The organism is Photobacterium sp. S4TG1, assembly GCF_036040035.1.
GTDB lineage: Bacteria > Pseudomonadota > Gammaproteobacteria > Enterobacterales > Vibrionaceae > Photobacterium.
The window spans coordinates 233,597-252,807 of record NZ_JAYXUH010000003.1 but is presented as its reverse complement, the minus strand read 5'-3'; the positions used below and the strand labels follow the sequence as shown (position 1 = coordinate 252,807).

The window sequence follows — 19,211 nt, the reverse complement described above, 5'->3', positions numbered from 1 at the left end:
TGTTCCACTTTTATTATTATAATAACGGCTCAGTCAGTTTTATATCTACCCAAACCAATCGGTGATCAGATCCTGCTGTTGGCTTTTCTCGCCTTTTATCATCCAGCACTAAGTGCCGTAGTGGATGATCTTTTTCAGGCCAAAATACGCCACTATTTAAAACCGTTAAATTAGACGATGGCAAAACATAATCTAAACGCATTCCACCTAAATGCGTCCATTCACTATTACGCCCTTTACGTCGCTGCCACGGACGATACTCATATCCACCACAACTTTTCGGAGTCAATGACCCATGACTTACCTGCTGATGAATTCGTGGATGATTAAGTAATTGTTTAATTGTTTTTTTTAAACCGTCACCATCAACCACATCCGCATTTAAATCACCTAATACGACAAAAGGTTGCTCGATATGCAATCCACCAGCAATACCAGTGTCATCTTTTAAATAATCGGCATTATCAATAAGATCACAAATTAATTGGATTTCATCATGATTACGTTTCGCATTACGGCGTTCAGGTCCATCAAAAACAGGCGGCGTAGGATGGCAACACACAAGGTTTATCACTTGTTGTTCAATTTGTATTGGCACACTGAGATGATTTTTAGATGATAACCGTAATATATTTACCGCTTCAGGCGTATAAAAGTCGTGTGGAATCAATGTATTTGGCATCGAATTCCATAATAAATGTTGCCATGAACGTATATTATTATCTTGAATTGGGTATTTTGATAATAATACAAAACCAAAATTACCATGAAAATTACCAAACCCCATTCCATCTGCTGGTAATGAAATTATGCCGTCATTATTGAGATCAACATCGGTGAATAACCCTGTATTGGTTGCTGGGCACAAACGGTATGGATACTCAATAGGCTTTTGGCCATATTGAGAAATGGCTAAATAATTATCACAGAAATACGCTAAAGCACCATCATCTCCACCATCACCAGGATGATCAAACTCACACAGCAATATAACATCAGGCGCAGCATGCTGAATAATGGCCGCAAGACGTTGCAAACGAGTAATATTAGGGTTCATTGTTAATGCTAATATTTTGCCCTGTTCACTATCTGACATTGAAATATTAAACATCGCCACACGTAGTGATTGATGATGACTAAACACAGATTTCACTCAAAATTCTCATATACATATGCTTTTATATCAAACATTGTAATCGGCATTGACTATAGCGCCAATAATAAACACAGGATTTATAAATATAAAATACTACCGATTACCGATAACAGTATTAAGTGCTAATCGAATCTGTTTAGCGTCATAACGTGCTCGATGTTTAACAGGTCCTTGCCGTTCTAGAGCTAATTGGAAGTAGGTACGGTCAATACCATTATGTTGTTTTAACCAACAACATATTTCCGTCAACATAAATGATGGCCGCATATGGGCAGCATGATACAACCTACCTAACCAAAATAAATCCCATTCACTATCACAAAACACCAACTCATATTGCCCTAAAACTGTATTAAGATGTTGGCAAACATCGACAACTTGTTTGCCATCTCGTTCTAGTTCATCGCGTGTAATGCCATGAATGTGTAATTCCGAAAAAGTATCCCAATGCACCCACTCATCACTCGCTGATAACGGATTAATTAATAAGCTATCATCGATACCACTTGGTAATGAATAGCCAACCTCTATTGGATAAGAAAATTCGGAGAGTCCTGATGCTTCAAAATCTAACGTCGCCCACATTACACACTCCCGCTTAGGAAATATTATATTAATTGTCGCATTTATGATTTTTTGTAGTACTTATTACTGACAACAAACTCAATACAAATTAAATGTAGACAGTTACATAATAATTACCAATGAAGAGGTATATTGTTTTTTATGCAACCAGTAATAAATTGAGTCTATTTAAATAAATCCCTTATATATCAATAAATACACACTGTAGATAGGTGTTCACTTTTGTTAGGTATATAATAGCAAAAGAATCAATATCAACGGGTCTCATAATGATTACATCTCCTACACCTATACTTGGTTTCGCTGGTTTTAGTGGCTCAGGAAAGACGACACTTCTTGAACAACTGATCCCTCTTTTTAAACAACACAACTTACGAATTGGACTACTTAAACACAGTCATCATGATATTGACCCAGATACACCGGGAAAAGATAGCTACCGTTTACGTCATGCCGGCTGCAGCCAAACCTTGCTTGCCACTAAATCTCGCCACATGCTGTATTTTGAATATCCACAAGCAGAACGCCAAGATCCTGAATTAAATCATTGTTTAAGCCAGCTTAATCATGACCTACTAGATCTTGTTTTAATTGAAGGCTTTCGTGACCAACCTTTTCCAAAAATAGAAATTCATCGTCCAAGCTATGGAAAACCATTACTCTACCCAACTGACAACACTATTTTAGCTTTTGCCAGTGATCAGCCTGCACCGGAAAATTGTTCATTACCACAACTAGATTTAAATAATCCTCAAAATATTTACCAGTTTATTATTGAATGGTTAGCACAATAGTCACAAAATAATGTTGATATAAAAATACCGCCACTTAGAGGGCTAAGTGGCGGTATTTTTATATCAAATCAATCATTGTTGAATAAGTACTGTTATCATATTTTTTCCGCGGTGAATATCATGACTCCAACTTGATTATCATGCCGATAAGTGAGCGCTAATTTTCCTGCAAAATACGTAAACTGAGTCACATTAGCTAACTGTTCAAAATAACGTTTTTGACGATGTACTGATAAAGGATCATCACACTGACGATCCGTAATTGCAGCATGCTGTTCTAATACATCAATAAATCCTGGTCGCAACAATGCATTCACCGTCACGGTATAATTATTACAGTCAACCATACCAACAAAATGGCCATTAATATAACGTAAGCTAATTTTACTGCCGTCAGTGACAGGATCACCATAGCGCCAACTTTCAAGACGCCAATCCGTATTAGCTAATATTGCTGGAGTTAATCTAACAATGGCTTGATTACTTGGAACTTCAATCAATTTATTGTGGTTAAAGCGCCAAATATGTCGAGCAACATCCCCAGGGCAGCAAGCAGGATCGTGTTCTCCTGCCTGAATAACATCTAAGATTATAGTATGATTTTTAATCGCTAAATCTTTAACTCGTACTCTATCTCCAACATATTGAGTCACCAGATTAACGAGTTTACCTTGTTGATACGCCATTACAGCCAAATATAAAAATTGCCCACTACCACCAGGAGAATAATTTAACAAAACTACCGCCATTGGATTATTATGGGAATTTAACGCACCAATCGCTTTTAAATCACCTAATAACATCACTTGTGGCATGACGTTTCCCCCTGGTTGATAAGGATCGCCAGCCCATAAGCCTTGTTGCAAATGAATAGTACTATCAATACCATCTATTCCACGATAATAGGCCTGTTGTAATGCTGATAATGAATAATCGAATGAATGAGCCGTTGCCGTTAAAGAAGATGTTTTTGACGTTAATATCAAGCTCGAGGAGGCAGGTGAACTTGCATCAGGGGTTATTGTTGTCATCTCTGCTGCCATTAACGTTGAACTATAAATCGTTAATAAGCTTATAAATGCAGAGAGCAAACGTTTCATATATATTCCTTATTAATGCTTCAAATTAATATCTCATGACGTAATACATTTCAGACATAGAATCATAGCAATAGTTCCTCAATAAATACTGATATGGCACTTATTTAAAGATTACTCATAGTAAGCCACTTAAAAAATAGTGGAATCCAATTGTATTACATTTTGAAAAAGTTAAAATGCGCGCTTGCTTTTAACTATCACTGAGGTGATTTGATTTAATTATGCTTATTAAAACAACAGCTATGGTCGCGCTATTATTGACATCTGGAACCCTATTTGCTGCGTCCTCTGTATCACCTACGACTGCCACATTTGAGCAACTAGCTCAACAGCAAGCACATCATGTACCATTGCAAATTATTGATTGCCGTAACAGTAATTTTTACAACGGCTGGCCTGAGCCGCAACAACAACATGGTGGTCATATTGCAGGAGCGGTTAATATTGATGCTAGCTGGTTAAAAACATTAGATACTTCAGCGTTTCAAGCACTGCTGCACGACAAGCATCTTAAATCAACACTTCCAACTTACTTATATTGTGCAACAGACAAAGCCCAACAACTCACAACAGCCTTAAAAGCACAAGGTTATCATTCAGTCACAACGATTGAGCAACCATTAAACCTCTATCATGGTCAACTCAGCGCCTTACCTAATTTTCAGCAATTAGTGCCCGCATCATGGCTATATGCACTAATCAATAATAAACATCCTCGTTATGCACCAACACATGGTTATAAAGTGATTGAAGTTGAGTGGGGACCACCAGCGAAATATTTACTCGACCATATTCCAGGCTCACTGTACGTTAATACCAATAGTATTGAATCAGAACCTTGGTGGAATAAAGTCAGCAATGCTGCATTAGCCAAAGTCATTGCTAATCTTGGTATTCGATATAACACGACCGTTATTCTCTATGCTCGCAACAATATGTCAGCAGCACGTTTTGCAAACTTCTTAATGTATGCTGGCGTTAAAGATGTACGCTTATTAAATGGCGGCTGGACTGCATGGGATAATGCTGATTACCCCACAGAAAACTTACCTAATTACAATACAAAACCCGTACCATTTGGCAAACCAATTCCAGCGAATCCTCAATATATAATTGATACGGCTCAAGTAAAATCGTTATTAAAAATGCCAGCAGATAAACAATCCGTTGTCAGTATTCGTACCTGGCCTGAATATATTGGCGAGACCAGTGGTTATGATTATATTAAGCCTAAAGGACGTATTGAGGGTGCAAAATGGGGACACGCAGGTTCTGATTCTTACCATATGCAAGATTTTCTTAACCCAGATCAAACAATGAAAAGCGGTAATGAAATTACAGCACAATGGGCTAAATGGAATATTAAACCGCATCAAGATGTGGCATTTTTCTGTGGTACTGGCTGGCGAGCATCAGAAGCCTTCTTTTTCGCGCATGTTCTCGGTTGGAAGAATATCAGTGTATACGATGGTGGTTGGTACCAATGGAGTGCCAATAAAAATAACCCTATAACGGATGGGACGATAACACCCGCTCACGTGCACTAACAACACCAATGGCAGCAAGCTATCTCGATCCTAATTCACGATAGCAGCTGCCATTTTTACATTCTGTTATGGCACACCGTGACCTTTTGCAGCTACCCATACTCGGTAAAACTGCTCTCGTGACAATGAAAAATCAAGGGCTGCAACAGCTGATCTTACACGTTCAATATTTCCCGAACCTATAATCGCTAATGGTTTTGATGGTAGGCATCTGATCCAAGCATAAATGACTTGATCAAGACTATCAGCACCGATTTCAGTGGCTATTTCACTTAAGGTTTCACGTACACGAACATGTTGCTCAGAGCGACCAGAGAAAATATCCCCTCCAGCTAAGCATGACCATGCCATTGGATGGATGCGCTTCATTTGTAAGTGATCAAGCGTACCATCACGTGCGACTTCAAAATTAAGTGGATTAATTTCAACTTGATTGGTAACCAGCGGCTGCTCTAAACGAGATTGCAATAACTCAAATTGTGCAGGTGAAAAATTCGACACCCCAAAATGATTCACTTTTCCTTGTTGTTTTAATTCAGCAAAAGCGAAAGCAACTTCATCAGCATCCATTAGTAAATCTGGGCGGTGAATTAATAACAAGTCAATATTTTCAACGCGCAAGTTTGCCAGTGAGTTATTTACAGACTCAACAATATGCTGCTTACTGGTATCGTAATGATTAATTTGACGTTGAGGGTATTTAGCATTGCATAAATTAATATCACACTTTGTCACCAATTGTAGTTGCTGACGTAGGCTTGGTTGTAACGCTAACGCTTCTCCAAATAATGCCTCACATTGGTAACCACCATAAATATCAGCATGATCAACCGTCGTGATCCCTAATTCAAGGTGCTGCTCTATAAAAGCCAATCGTTGTTGCGCAGTCATGCCCCACTCAGCTAAACGCCAATAGCCTTGCACTAACTCTGAAAATTGTAATTGCTGTGCAACCATTGTGACTTGGCTAACCATTGAACCATCCTTTGTAAGAGTAAAACGAATTACTCACCATCCTAAGAGCCTCAAATCATTGCCGCAAATGAATTAATTAAAAACAAAGTATGCAGACTAAAAACTATGACTTAGATTACAACTTATCAATAAACCCCTTGCCAACTAACGCTTTACACAAATAGCTGAACGTACAGGCTGAAGTTTAATTGCATCCATTACCCGTTGAGGGTTGGCACTATAAGCCGTATGCAATGACTTAACAGATAACTGATGCTTTAGGTATTCGGCGTAATCGTTAAATTTATAGTGGCTATATGCTGTTGGGTACATCTTGCTACAGCTGTCATACCAAGCAACATAACGTTGAAAAAACAATGTCGCTTGAGCTGGCGTCATTTTACTCATGGTTAACGCCATATCTTTGGTCAATTGAAAATGCTGATAATCAATCGGTGAATCCCAAAAACCACCCCAATATTGAAAACCATGACGAGCAAAGATTGTAATCACAGTTTCAGCCATACCTCGACTGTCTGGTTTACCAAACCGATATTGAGCTCGATTTGCATAACGCGTCCCTTGTACTGGGCTAAATTTAACATTGCCATTACTACCAAAAGTCACAAATGGATTTTGTAATGGGTTAATGTCTATTGCCGCCCCATAGGCATGCAACGATAAACTATTGCTACCGGCGACCGGGCGGTAATTAAATGCTGAAGTATTATTAGCCGTCATCGAACGGGTATCATCACCGTCATACATTTCAATGGGTACTGCTTTATGAATAGGAAACCCTTCTTTATATAATTCATCAAAAATTTTCCCCACATAAGGTGCTACGGCATCCATTACCACTAACTTTCCATTGGTATGTGCTTTACCTGCAAAATCACGGTAATTAAAGGTAACTTTTCTCAATCGTTGACATGGCACAGGCGCTGTTGCCGAAATAACGCCAGCTTTGGTCATTAGTTGGCACTCTCCTGTTGATAACATACTAATTTGAGCAGCATTAACGGGTAATGTCACAGCACCAGCAGAAAACAAAAATAACGAAACCCACATATTACGAGAAGCAGTTATCATCCTAATTCGTCCTATCTCAAAAAATAGTAATAAAAAAGACGTGCAATCGCACGCCTCTGTCATTTAATTCATCATCTAAAAGCTTATTGGCTTACGTCCAGTTGCAGTGTCTGCTTTATTCTCTGTTTTTAGTGCTTCTTTTTTGGTTACAGAGCGGTTTTTACTGGTCGCTGGTGCCGATTTATTTTTCTTTGCTTTTGCTGCTGGTACTTTTTTATCTTTTTTAGGCGCTTTTGCTGCAGGGGTTACTTTGGTTGCTTGCTGATCGCGGGGTACGGCTTCTTGTACTGGTTGGTCACAAATAACCACAAAATACTCACCGTTAAACTCAATCACGTCACCATCATAGATTTTACAGCGCTTACGTAATTCAATTTCACCATTAACAGCAACATAACCATCAGAAATGGCATACTTTGCTTCACCACCACCACTCACTAAATTGGCAATCTTTAGCACTTTATACAGTTCAATCGGTTGAACTGAAACTTCCACTTCCAGTGCTTCTACTTCTATTTCTTCAGACATCTTGCACACTCAAATAACAAAACAGGACTTAGTTGAATTCTACCTCACTAACAAACAGAAAGTGAAACAAATGACAAATTCCAACTGACTTACTATTTTTTAACGTCTAACCTGTTAAAAAATCAGTTTTGTCCATTTTTATGGACACCTCATAACAACACATATTCAACATTGTGACCTTAAAATATCACTAAAATATCCTTTAATGGACTTACAATAATAACTAACCTCGACTAATCTTGGTTTTTATCACCGTTATTTGCTCGGATCTTCGTCAACAGGTATGCTACCTAGGGCAAAAAGCAAGCGAATAACTATTTTATTACACATGACTATGTTCTGATTAGCACAAGTAGTGCTATAATCCGCGACCTCACATGTGACAGTAATTGTTTATAGAGAAAAACAATGACAGATTTATCTAAATACAGAAACATTGGTATTTTCGCGCACGTTGATGCGGGCAAAACTACTACAACAGAGCGTATCCTTAAGCTAACTGGCCAAATCCACAAGATTGGTGAAGTTCATGACGGTGAGTCAACAACTGACTTCATGGAACAGGAAGCTGAGCGCGGTATTACTATCCAGTCTGCAGCAGTAAGCTGTTTCTGGAAAGATCACCGTTTTAACGTTATCGATACTCCGGGACACGTTGACTTCACAGTTGAAGTTTACCGTTCTCTTAAAGTACTTGATGGCGGCATCGGTGTATTCTGTGGTTCTGGTGGTGTTGAACCACAATCAGAAACTAACTGGCGTTACGCGAACGAATCAGAAGTTGCTCGTATCATCTTCGTTAACAAACTAGACCGTATGGGCGCAGATTTCTTCCGCGTTACAGATCAAGTTAAGAAGGTACTAGGCGCTACTCCACTAATCATGACACTTCCAATCGGTCGTGAAGATGATTTCGTTGGTGTTGTTGACGTTCTAAACCGTCAAGCATTCGTATGGGATGACTCAGGTCTTCCAGAGAACTTCGAAGTTCTACCTGTTCCTGAAGACATGGTTGACGACGTTGAAGCTTACCGTGAAGAAATGATCGAAACTGCTCTTGAGCAAGACGACGATCTTCTAGAAGCTTACATGGAAGGTGAAGAGCCTTCTATCGCTGACATCAAGCGTTGTATCCGTGCTGGTACTCGTACTTGTACTTTCTTCCCAACGTTCTGTGGTTCAGCATTCAAAAACAAGGGTATGCAACTTGTTCTTGATGCGGTAATTGATTACCTACCTTCTCCAACAGAAGTAGACCCACAGCCGTTAACTGATCCAGAAACTGGTGAACCAACTGGTGAAGTTGCAACTGTATCTGTTGACGAACCATTCAAAGCGCTAGCATTCAAAATCATGGATGACCGTTTTGGTGCTCTAACATTCGTTCGTATTTACTCTGGTAAGCTAAACAAGGGTGACACCATCCTTAACTCTGCTACAGGTAAAACTGAGCGTATCGGCCGTATGGTTGAGATGCAAGCGAACGATCGTAACGAACTTACTTCAGCACAAGCTGGTGATATCATCGCTATCGTTGGTATGAAGAACGTTCAAACTGGTCACACTCTTTGTGATGTTAAGCACGAGTGTACTCTTGAGCCAATGATCTTCCCAACTCCAGTAATCTCGATTGCTGTAACGCCTAAAGATAAAGGCGGTTCTGAGAAAATGGGTATCGCGATCGGTAAAATGGTTGCAGAAGATCCATCTTTCCAAGTTGAAACTGACGAAGAAACTGGCGAAACAATCCTTAAAGGTATGGGTGAACTTCACCTAGACATTAAGGTTGATATCCTTAAGCGTACATACGGCGTAGACCTAATTGTTGGTCAACCTCAAGTAGCTTACCGTGAAACAATCACGAAGCCAGTTGAAGATAGCTACACGCATAAGAAGCAATCTGGTGGTTCTGGTCAGTTCGGTAAGATCGACTACATCATGAAACCAGGCGAAGTAGGTTCAGGCTTTACGTTCACATCATCAGTAATTGGTGGTAACGTTCCTAAAGAATTCTGGCCTGCAATCGAGAAAGGCTTCAAGGGCATGATGGATACTGGTGTTCTAGCTGGTTTCCCTGTTCTTGACGTTGAAATCGAACTTCTTGATGGTGCATTCCACGCAGTCGATTCATCTGCAGTAGCATTTGAAATCGCAGCGAAAGGCGCATTCCGTCAATCTATGCCTAAAGCTGGTGCGCAACTTCTTGAGCCAATCATGAACGTTGACGTATTTACTCCAGAAGATCACGTTGGTGATGTTATCGGTGACCTTAACCGTCGTCGTGGCATGATCAAAGACCAGATCGCTGGCGTAACTGGTTCTCGTATTAAAGCTGACGTACCACTTTCAGAAATGTTTGGTTACATCGGTACTCTACGTACTATGACTTCTGGTCGTGGTCAGTTCTCTATGGAGTTCTCACACTACGCACCATGTCCTGCTAACGTTTCTGAAAAAGTTATCGCTGAGCAGAAAGAACGTAACGCTAAGAAGTAATTTTTAAATTACTCTAAGTGATACATTAACCCCGAGGACTTTGTTCTCGGGGTTATTTTTTATTACCGCTAAAATAACTAGATAAAACCCCCGTTTGAACGTAAAGTGATGCTTTTATTAATGACAATATATATGAATATTATTATTGATGACTTGCAAGGACACGCCATACAAGCGTTATTACAAGCACACTTGATAGATATGAATTCTACCGCTCCAGCAGAAAGCGTTCATGCCTTAGATCTAACCGAACTTCAACAACAGAGTGTGACTTTTTGGTCTATATGGCATCAAAATCAATTGGCAGGATGCGGCGCAATAAAGAGCTTAAATACAACCACAGCTGAAATAAAATCAATGCGAACTGCTGATACATTTCGCGGCCAAGGTGTGGCATCACAATTACTCCAACATATTATTTCTTATGCCAAAACACAGGGCTACCAACAATTAAGTTTAGAGACAGGATCTATGGACTTCTTTGCTGCGTCACGCGCTCTTTATGCAAAGCATGGGTTTATCGAATGCCCGCCCTTTGCTGATTATCAATCCGATCCTCATAGCACTTTTATGACATTGGATCTGTAGGCATAAAAAAAGAACGTCGAAGCGTTCTTTTTTATTATAACGATTACATTACTAACCATTAATCATTAAGAAAAGTCGTTGCTAACGCCGCGACAGAATCATCAAACACTTGCTGTAATGGTGCAACCTCAAGCCCATCAATAGAGCCTTCTTGGGCTGCTTTCTCAAACGTTAAACATAATTGATGTAACTGCATTAACCCCATCGTACCAGCAGCGCCTTTCAATGTATGGGCTTGCTTAGCCACATTGGATAAATCATTATCGGTAATTGCTTGGTGCAACATGGCAAGTGTCTTACTGGCAGAATCACCAAATAGGCTGATGAGTTGTTTTACTTGCGCTTCGCCTAGTACTTGTAAATCACTACCTAAAACAGATTCTTTCACTAATGGAAATAATTCATCATTCTCAACAAATTGCGGTTTTTCCTCACCCGCACCTTTCTCAATAACCACGCGTTTATCTCCTTTTAAAATACTGCTTATCGTATCAATTAATTGTTGCTCAACTAAAGGCTTAGGTAAGAAACCTGCAAACCCTGCATTTAAGTAAATTTCAACTTCTTCTCTAAATACATGCGCAGAAAAAGCGACCATCGGCGTTGGTTCTTGCCATGTATCTTTACGATGACTATCAATACGGCGTAATTGATGTAATAGAGTTACACCATCGGTATCGGGTAAATTAATATCAAGTAACGCTAAATCAAACTGTTCATTTTGATAAAGCCGTTCAGCTTGAGCCCCATCTTCTGCAATAACAACACTATGCCCTAGCCGTTTAAGAAACCCTTCTGCAACCATGCTATTTACAGGATTATCTTCAACTAACAGAATGTGCGCGGCAGGAACTAGCACTTGGTCAATATCTGTATTTAAAACAACTTGGCCACGCTCTAATGGTAACGAGAACCAAAAACAACTCCCCGCCCCCACGATTGAATCAACGCCAATTTCACCATCCATTGCAGCAACAATATGCTTACTAATAGCCAAGCCTAAACCTGTACCTTCAATTGATTTACGGCCAGCTTCCGCTTGTTGGAAGGCACTAAATAGCAGTGACTGTTCGTTGTCATCAATGCCAATCCCCGTATCTTGCACTGAAAATAGTATTTCATCAGGCATATCAGGATGAAGTTGAACATTAATAGTGACTTTACCTTTATCAGTAAATTTAATCGCATTCCCAACCAAGTTGACTAACACTTGTCGAATACGGCTTTCATCGCCAAACCAAATCGCATCCGCATTAGGTTCAATGTGATATTCAAACCCAATTCGTTTTGCCATTGCACGACCTTGAAGCATATTAAACACATCAACAACCATACGTTTTAAAGCAAAATCACTTGGTCTTATATCTAAATGTCCTGCTTCGATTTTAGAGTAATCTAGAATGTCATTTAGAATATCTAATAAAGTTTCACCACTACGGTTAATCACATCTAAATAGCGTTTTTGTTGTGTACTTAACGTGGTATCAGCCAATAATGACGCCGTACCTAATACGCCATTCATTGGGGTTCTAATCTCATGACTCATGGTTGCTAAGAATGCAGACTTTGCACGGTTTGCTTTTTCTGCTTCATCGCGTGCTTTATAGTGGTTATAGACTTCTTCATTGAGGCGACTATTGATACTCTCTAGCTCACCCGTTCGTTTAGCAACCAACCGTTCTAAACTTGCCTTGTGCTGCTGTAATTCCTGACGAATTTTAGCTTCAGCCTGAGCTAAGCGATGCCGTTCACTCGCGGTATCACGCGCCACTAAAATAGCCCGTCCCATTTGTGCTAGCTCATCGTCACCATCAACGTCCAACTGAATACATAAGTCACCACGCGCAAGTGATAATAAAGCACGGCTATAGCGGTTAATGCGACAAATAACGCGAATATAAACGATACGCCACATAATTAATACTAAGGCGAGCAAGCCAATACCAGAGATTACGATCAGCGTATTACGCGCCACCGTCAATGTTTGATCAACCTGCTTAACCGCCTGTTGAGTATTGGTATTAGCGGCAGCAATAATATTATCTACCGTACTATTTAACTCTTGAAATAAGACCAAGTTCTGTTGATCTAATCGTTGTACATCTTGTTTTGCATAAATAAGCTGTTCACTAACACCAAACAGTACATTACCACGCTCAAGTTTCGCCGTTTGTTTCATTAATTGTGCTGAACGACTAGGATCTTCAACAGACTTTACACGATGACTAATAATATTAACCGCATTATTAAACCGTTTTTTTAGCGCCACCAGCGATTTAATATCCATGATACGTTCAGAATCATCGAGCATATTAATCACTTGTAATGATAGAAAACGTAACTCAAATAAACGCTCAGATAAGTCCATATCAACTTCAACCAAGCTATCTAACGCGTTATAAACGGCAGGTTTATTATTATCAGCAACAAGATCATAAATACGGGACACGTTTGCGACAGCAATAGTATTAGCATTCGCAACTTGCGACTGTGACAAACTGTCAATTTGATGAGTGGCTTTGGTCATTACTGCGATTAATTCATCGAGCTGACTTTGCAAATCAATTTGTCGACCAACAAGTAATCCAAGTAGAGCTAAATTATCAACAATGCGTTTTACATCATCTTCTAATTTCAACATTAGCGGTTGATCAAACGAATACAGCTCAAGTGCATGCAGGCTACGGGTTAAAGCCTCAATATGCACAGTCAATGCTCGCCCTTGCTGCATTCGTTCTGATTCAAGTTTCGATTTAGCAAGAACTTGAGCATTAAAGATAATACGTGAGCTTAAATCTGATAATTTTCGCGCTTCCGCTAATGAAGGTACCGCAGAATTAATAACAGTACGCTCGGTTTTAGCAACTAACGAAAAGCCTGCCACACCAATCATCACCGCGATGATCATTAAACCAGCCATGGCAGAAAAGGCTAATAACAGTTTGGCTCCGATACCTTTTCGGGTAAACGTCATAAATAGTCTCTATCTCAAAAATCTTGTTTAGAACAGTTCATAATCAGCATAAATATGCCTTGTTCGATACTGGCTATTTCACCAGACACAATAAAACGGTACTATTTTGCCAGCGATATGGCTTTAGACCTAAATAATGTTGGTAACAATGCGCATTTTATTTTTTATGTTAATGATTTTCTCTGCTCAATCCGCATCTGCGCTTGAGGTGATCTCATATAAACCCCCTTTTCAAACGGATAAAAAACCGACAGAAATTCAATATTCTTTTTTAACCTCAGTTTCTAAACCGTGGAAAGTATGTGCAGTGTACCCACATTTAAAAGATTCTTATTGGTTATCGATCAATTATGGAATGGTTGAACAAGCAAAAAAGCTTGGTATTACATTAAAAGTGCTTGAAGCCGGTGGTTATAGCAACCTTGATAAACAACAAAGCCAACTCGTTGCTTGCCGTGATTGGGGGGCAGATGCCATTATTTTAGGCACCGTCGATGCTCAAGCTTATAACGGTAAACTCTCTAAATTAATCGGTAATACTCCCGTCTTTCTGATGACCAATGACATCGATTTTTCTGATCCTGATATTCGTCAACATGTAAAAGCTAAAGTTGGTGTCGATTGGTATAAAATGGGCAAAGCCGCGGGAACCTACCTTGCAAAACACCATCCTAAAGGCTCTGGTAAAGTACGCATTGCTTGGCTACCAGGACCACAATTACGTGGTGGAACTAAACCTGTAACTAAAGGTTTTAAAGCTGCTATTGCCAATAGTGATGTCGAAATTATAACGACCTTATGGGGTGATAACAGTAAAGAACTCCAACGAAACCTATTACAGCAATTATTTACCGACTATAAAAACATTGATTATATTGTCGGTGGCGCAGTCGCAGCTGAAGTTGCGATCAGTGAATTACGGACTAACCACATAACCAATATAAAGATAATCTCGACCTATCTTAGTCATGGTGTTTATCGTGGTTTACGCCGCAATAAAATTTTATTTGCACCAACCGATAAAATGGCTGAACAAGCACGACTATCAATAGATCAAACTGTACGTTACTTAGAGAAGAAACCTGTTGTCCTGGATATTTCGCCATTAATTGTTGATTTAACACCACAATATTTACCTGCCACTGTAATTAGTGATTCTTTATCGCCAGCAGAGTTTAGACCTTCATTCTACGTTAATAATCATCATATCAGTAGATAAGTCATGTTTAGATGGTGCCTATAAAGATGAATATCAATAATTTATGGGCTACCACTAACTTTTAGTCTAATTTGATTTACACTATGCCTAGTCTTTGTTACTTATAAACATCGTCACCTCGTTTCATCAAGATGAATTTGAGATAAAAAGGAAGAGCATGATCACTACAACACGCAAAATGGCAGCTAAAAAAAATATCGCCTTAGTTGCTCATGACAATTGTAAAACAGCTTTACTGCGTTGGGTGAAAGAACACCAACATAAGTTAGCAAATCATGAACTCTATGCAACCGGTACTACTGGGCACCTACTCGCAAAAGAAACTGGCTTACCAATCACTTGTTTAATCAGTGGCCCTATGGGTGGCGATCAACAACTGGGCGCATTAATTTCACAAAGCAAAATTGATATCATGATCTTCTTTTGGGATCCACTTAATGCAGTACCACATGATCCTGATGTGAAAGCATTATTACGCATATCTGCTGTGTGGAATATTCCCGTTGCAACTAACCGTGCAAGTGCTAACTTTATTGTTACATCACCATTACTTGATAAAGAAATTGATATTGAAATTCCAGACTATGATGCTTACCTTAAAGAACGCATTGATTAAGCATCAATAGCTTTTGTTATTTCAATCATAAGCCTTTGTTATTATCAAAGGCTTTTTATTATTTAGACATAATATTTAAGGCAAAAAAAATAATTCATTATATGGTTATAAGTAGTACCTCAAGGAGTCGCCTATGCAAGCGTGGATTTTACAACAGCCAGATGGGCTTCAAGCCTTATCACTCACAACTACCAATAAACCAGTACCAACCGCAGATGAAATTTGCGTCAAAGTTGCTGCCGTTGGATTAAATCCAATCGATTACAAGTTAACCGATTGGGGGTATGCAACATGGAATTATCCACAGATTATCGGATTAGATGTTACCGGTAGCATTGAAAGTGTTGGTGAAAATGTTCACCATTTTCATATAAATGATAGAGTTATGTTTTTTGCCGATCCCCGTACTGCTGGTGGGTTTGCTGAATATATCTGTGTAAAAGCTATTGCTGTCAGTCGCATTCCAGTTACATTATCATTTACTGATGCTGCCGCTCTCCCCTGTGCTGGATACAGTGCATGGATAGCAGTACATGATAAATTACAAGTTACAGCAGGACAGCACATTGCAATCACAGGAGCAGGAGGTGGCGTTGGTGGATTTGCAGCACAATTAGCCAAGCTTGCAGGCGCGCATGTCTATGCAATTGCAGAACGACAACACCATGCTCGATTACTCAGCTATGGTATTGATGCGGTTATTTGTCCTCAACAAAATGTTGCACTTGAGCTTATAAACCTGACAGAAGATAGATTATTGCATGGCGTAATTGATTGTATTTCGGCCAAGTCAGGCAGCATAATGAGTGCATTGATTCGTTATAATGGTCATATAGTTATGGTTGCGAATCAGTTTGACCAAGTACCAATGCTTGCCACAACTAAAGCCCTCAGCATTCACGAGGTCGCCCTTCATGGCACCTATGCCCATGGCGCTCCTGAACACATTTCTCATCTAGCCGATATTGGAAACAACCTCAGCGAGTGGGTCGCTAATGGCCGTTTACACAGCATGGTCGAAAAAATCGTTCCCTTTGATAAACTTGCCGTTGCCTTAACAGAACTAAAAAACAATACCCATTCAGGTAAAATCGTCGTTCACGTCGGCTCATAAGGTGAAAATTGAGCAACAAAAAGCCCTGTACTATTTATTGCTATAATAACAAGCAATCATAATAACAGGGCTTCAATCAACTAATAATATTTACTTAGTGCGTTTAATTTTATTATTGACGGGATATTTATCTTCAATTAATTCATTAATAAACGGTGATGTCTTGTCAGGATCAGCGCATACCCACACATGTTTTTTAGCTCGCGTTAATGCAACATAGAATAAGCGGCGCTCTTCTGCATCATTATAAGTTTCAGTACGCGATTGCATAATGGCAGCTAATCCCGTTTCACGATCTGGCGACGGGAAAATACCTTTATTTACATCAACGATAAATACATAGTCAGCCTCACGTCCCTTACTTGAATGGCACGTCATGTATTCCAAGTTAAGTTGTGGCCACTGATTCTTCCATGTTTCAAATTTCTCTGGTTTTTGCTTATTATTACGCCCAAGAATAAGTACTGTCGTTGTCTTCTTCTCGTAATGCTTACTTAACCGAATTAACTCTTGTGGCAATAAATCAGTCGCCAATAAGGTAACCGCTTTTTTACTCTGCTTAGTAAAGCTGGTTAATTGCTTTTTAATTTGGAATGGATTTTGTTGTATAAATACATTTGCCACTTCACCAATCATACTATTAAAGCGATATGTGGTAGAAAGTTCAGTAATACGACTATTACTAAAACGACTTTCAAAATCAGTGGTTAAATTAACATCAGCACCCGCAAAATGGTAAATTGCCTGCCAGTCATCGCCAACTGCAAATAATGTTGATGTTGCATGTCCTACAATTTTTTGATGACATAAAGCATCAATCAATGCTAATCGTTGTGGCGAAATATCTTGGTATTCATCAACCATAATATAACGCCATGGTGAGATAAATTTACCCGTTTTAACATACTCAGTTGCCACTTCAATCATACTATTGAAGTCAATTTGCTTTTTCACTTTCAAGTGCTGCAAATACGCCTGATAGCATGGCCATAACAATGTTAACTCACTTTTCATACGAGGTCGCATTGCAGGATTATTATTATTTTGAATAGCCTCAAGCAATGATTCCTTATTCATCCCTGACTGGCCTAATAACTCAATATGGCGCCACACCCAAGCTTGTAACTGCTCATTTTCCGCTTGTTGTTCCATTGAGTTTTCTTTACTAAACCCAGGAACTCGCCACTGCGTAAGGTGACGCTGCCACTTATTGGCAGAGGTCGTATTATTCCATTGTTCAATTAACATGCGAGCAAGCCATGCACTACGAGCACGCGTATCTAAGGTAATTGAAGCTACATTAGGTTTATCTAGTTCAACATCTCGAATAATCTGCGATCCCAAACTATGGAACGTTGCGACTTTAACGCGATCGCTGACTTTCTCTTTTAGTCTATCAGCCATTTCATCAGCAGCTTTACGCCCAAATGACAGCATTAGAATATCTTCAGGCACGGCAGCTTGACTCGCAATTAAATAACCTGCGCGCGCAATCAAAACACTGGTTTTACCCGTACCTGCGCCAGCGAGAACTAAATTATAATCTTGGTTAATCAAAGTCGCTAAACGCTGTGATTCATTTAATGGTGATTTCTCAAAGCTATCAAACCATGAGCCCCATTTTTGCGACTGTTGTGTTAACCACTGTTGATTGTGTTCTTCAACCCACGCTTGATGCTCACCAAGCCAAGGTGATATTTTTTCAAAACTACGAGGTCTAAATGTTGCAGCAAGCTCTGGCGTTAAGTCTGAGTTGGCTAAACCATCATTAAGAAACTGATGTAATTCATGATGTTCAGAATGACGTAAATACCCTGATTTATTAGAAAACAAAGCGATACGTTGCAACATTTCTGGCAACATCGAATCTAGTTTATCAACACGGCTTTGTGCCCAATCTTGATAACTACGGACTAAAAATGCCGCGAAAGACTTACATTCGTGCCAAGGTAAACCGTGAACTGTCCAACAGTATTGTTGGTTTGAAGACGTAAGCTCAAGCGCACCCCATAATACACCGCGATGGATTTCAATCGAACCATCCCAATCATCAAAAGAGATAACGTCAGAAGAAGTCTGACTATCTAATACCAAGCTATTACCGTCTAAAGCGATACTGTAATAATCACCTTGAACTAGCCATTGTGCTAGTCGACTGGCACTTAATTGCATTGTGATTCCACCAATTGTTCCATGCTTTAATTAGGCTGTAACACTCATTACTGGCTGATAACAGCGTCACCAACCTCAATTGAATCATTACTTGTCACCCGCTTATCGGGATAATGTTACTTAGAGTATCAATAACTCTCGTGTAGCCATAGTATTGAAACGTCTATTTGACTAAATATTATTCCATGAGCTAAAAGTTTATTTTTTTGATCGGCAATAACAAGATATCTGTTATCTTTAGTCACGTTTTTATAACGTTAGATGATTCTATCGTTT

15 protein-coding genes are annotated in these 19,211 nt (G+C 39.4%); 7 read left to right on the top strand and 8 right to left on the bottom strand.

The window, feature by feature from the left end; translation table 11 throughout:
- Positions 1–16: 16 nt before the first annotated feature.
- Together VXS03_RS06720 and VXS03_RS06715 are read right to left on the bottom strand one after the other, a co-directional pair.
- Positions 17–1,153, bottom strand: a complete 1,137-nt coding sequence (locus VXS03_RS06720) for an endonuclease/exonuclease/phosphatase family protein (RefSeq protein ID WP_327762762.1) — start codon at positions 1,151–1,153, stop codon at positions 17–19.
- A 96-nt stretch (positions 1,154–1,249) separates the two neighbouring features.
- The gene (locus VXS03_RS06715; protein WP_327762761.1) at positions 1,250–1,741 is read right to left on the bottom strand and encodes a hypothetical protein; all 492 of its coding nucleotides are present in this window, start codon (positions 1,739–1,741) and stop codon (positions 1,250–1,252) included.
- Positions 1,742–2,010: 269 nt separating this feature from the next.
- On the opposite strand from VXS03_RS06715, the gene mobB reads away from it, so the two are divergent.
- Positions 2,011–2,535, top strand: a complete 525-nt coding sequence (gene mobB, locus VXS03_RS06710; RefSeq protein ID WP_327762760.1) for a molybdopterin-guanine dinucleotide biosynthesis protein B — start codon at positions 2,011–2,013, stop codon at positions 2,533–2,535.
- 95 nt (positions 2,536–2,630) lie between these two features.
- Here the strand turns inward: mobB and VXS03_RS06705 are convergent, their stop codons facing one another.
- Positions 2,631–3,635, bottom strand: coding sequence for an META domain-containing protein (locus VXS03_RS06705; protein ID WP_327762759.1), 1,005 nt, complete (start codon positions 3,633–3,635; stop codon positions 2,631–2,633).
- A 221-nt stretch (positions 3,636–3,856) separates the two neighbouring features.
- Here VXS03_RS06705 and VXS03_RS06700 point away from each other — a divergent pair, with 221 nt between their 5' ends.
- Positions 3,857–5,182 (top strand): rhodanese-like domain-containing protein, encoded by a 1,326-nt coding sequence (locus tag VXS03_RS06700; RefSeq protein ID WP_327762758.1) that lies wholly within the window; start codon positions 3,857–3,859, stop codon positions 5,180–5,182.
- 66 nt (positions 5,183–5,248) lie between these two features.
- Here VXS03_RS06700 and VXS03_RS06695 read toward each other — a convergent pair whose 3' ends face one another.
- The 3 genes from VXS03_RS06695 to VXS03_RS06685 all read right to left on the bottom strand — a co-directional run bounded on the left by VXS03_RS06695 (position 5,249) and on the right by VXS03_RS06685 (position 7,756).
- Positions 5,249–6,157: an aldo/keto reductase gene (locus tag VXS03_RS06695; RefSeq protein WP_327762756.1), complete on the bottom strand. Its 909-nt coding sequence runs from the start codon at positions 6,155–6,157 to the stop codon at positions 5,249–5,251.
- Positions 6,158–6,301: 144 nt separating this feature from the next.
- Positions 6,302–7,228 (bottom strand): M15 family metallopeptidase, encoded by a 927-nt coding sequence (locus tag VXS03_RS06690; protein ID WP_442957427.1) that lies wholly within the window; start codon positions 7,226–7,228, stop codon positions 6,302–6,304.
- A gap of 75 nt (positions 7,229–7,303) precedes the next feature.
- Entirely contained in the window at positions 7,304–7,756 is a 453-nt protein-coding gene (locus VXS03_RS06685; RefSeq protein WP_327762755.1) for an RNA-binding S4 domain-containing protein, read from the bottom strand.
- A gap of 408 nt (positions 7,757–8,164) precedes the next feature.
- Between VXS03_RS06685 and fusA the strand changes: the two genes are divergently transcribed.
- Both fusA and VXS03_RS06675 read left to right on the top strand, forming a co-directional pair.
- Positions 8,165–10,252, top strand: a complete 2,088-nt coding sequence (fusA, locus tag VXS03_RS06680; protein WP_327762753.1) for an elongation factor G — start codon at positions 8,165–8,167, stop codon at positions 10,250–10,252.
- A 132-nt stretch (positions 10,253–10,384) separates the two neighbouring features.
- Positions 10,385–10,840, top strand: a complete 456-nt coding sequence (locus VXS03_RS06675) for a GNAT family N-acetyltransferase (protein WP_327762751.1) — start codon at positions 10,385–10,387, stop codon at positions 10,838–10,840.
- Between the two features lie 58 nt (positions 10,841–10,898).
- Here VXS03_RS06675 and torS read toward each other — a convergent pair whose 3' ends face one another.
- Complete coding sequence (gene torS, locus VXS03_RS06670; protein WP_327762750.1) at positions 10,899–13,814, bottom strand: TMAO reductase system sensor histidine kinase/response regulator TorS; 2,916 nt, start codon at positions 13,812–13,814, stop codon at positions 10,899–10,901.
- 148 nt (positions 13,815–13,962) lie between these two features.
- Here torS and torT point away from each other — a divergent pair, with 148 nt between their 5' ends.
- From torT to VXS03_RS06655, 3 genes are all read left to right on the top strand, one after another.
- Entirely contained in the window at positions 13,963–15,033 is a 1,071-nt protein-coding gene (gene torT / locus VXS03_RS06665; protein WP_327762748.1) for a TMAO reductase system periplasmic protein TorT, read from the top strand.
- Positions 15,034–15,190: 157 nt separating this feature from the next.
- Complete coding sequence (locus VXS03_RS06660) at positions 15,191–15,649, top strand: methylglyoxal synthase (RefSeq protein WP_327762747.1); 459 nt, start codon at positions 15,191–15,193, stop codon at positions 15,647–15,649.
- Positions 15,650–15,782: 133 nt separating this feature from the next.
- Positions 15,783–16,763, top strand: a complete 981-nt coding sequence (locus tag VXS03_RS06655) for an alcohol dehydrogenase catalytic domain-containing protein (protein ID WP_327762746.1) — start codon at positions 15,783–15,785, stop codon at positions 16,761–16,763.
- Between the two features lie 90 nt (positions 16,764–16,853).
- On the opposite strand, the gene helD is transcribed toward VXS03_RS06655, so the two are convergent.
- Positions 16,854–18,935, bottom strand: a complete 2,082-nt coding sequence (gene helD, locus VXS03_RS06650) for a DNA helicase IV (RefSeq protein ID WP_327762744.1) — start codon at positions 18,933–18,935, stop codon at positions 16,854–16,856.
- Positions 18,936–19,211 lie beyond the last annotated feature (276 nt).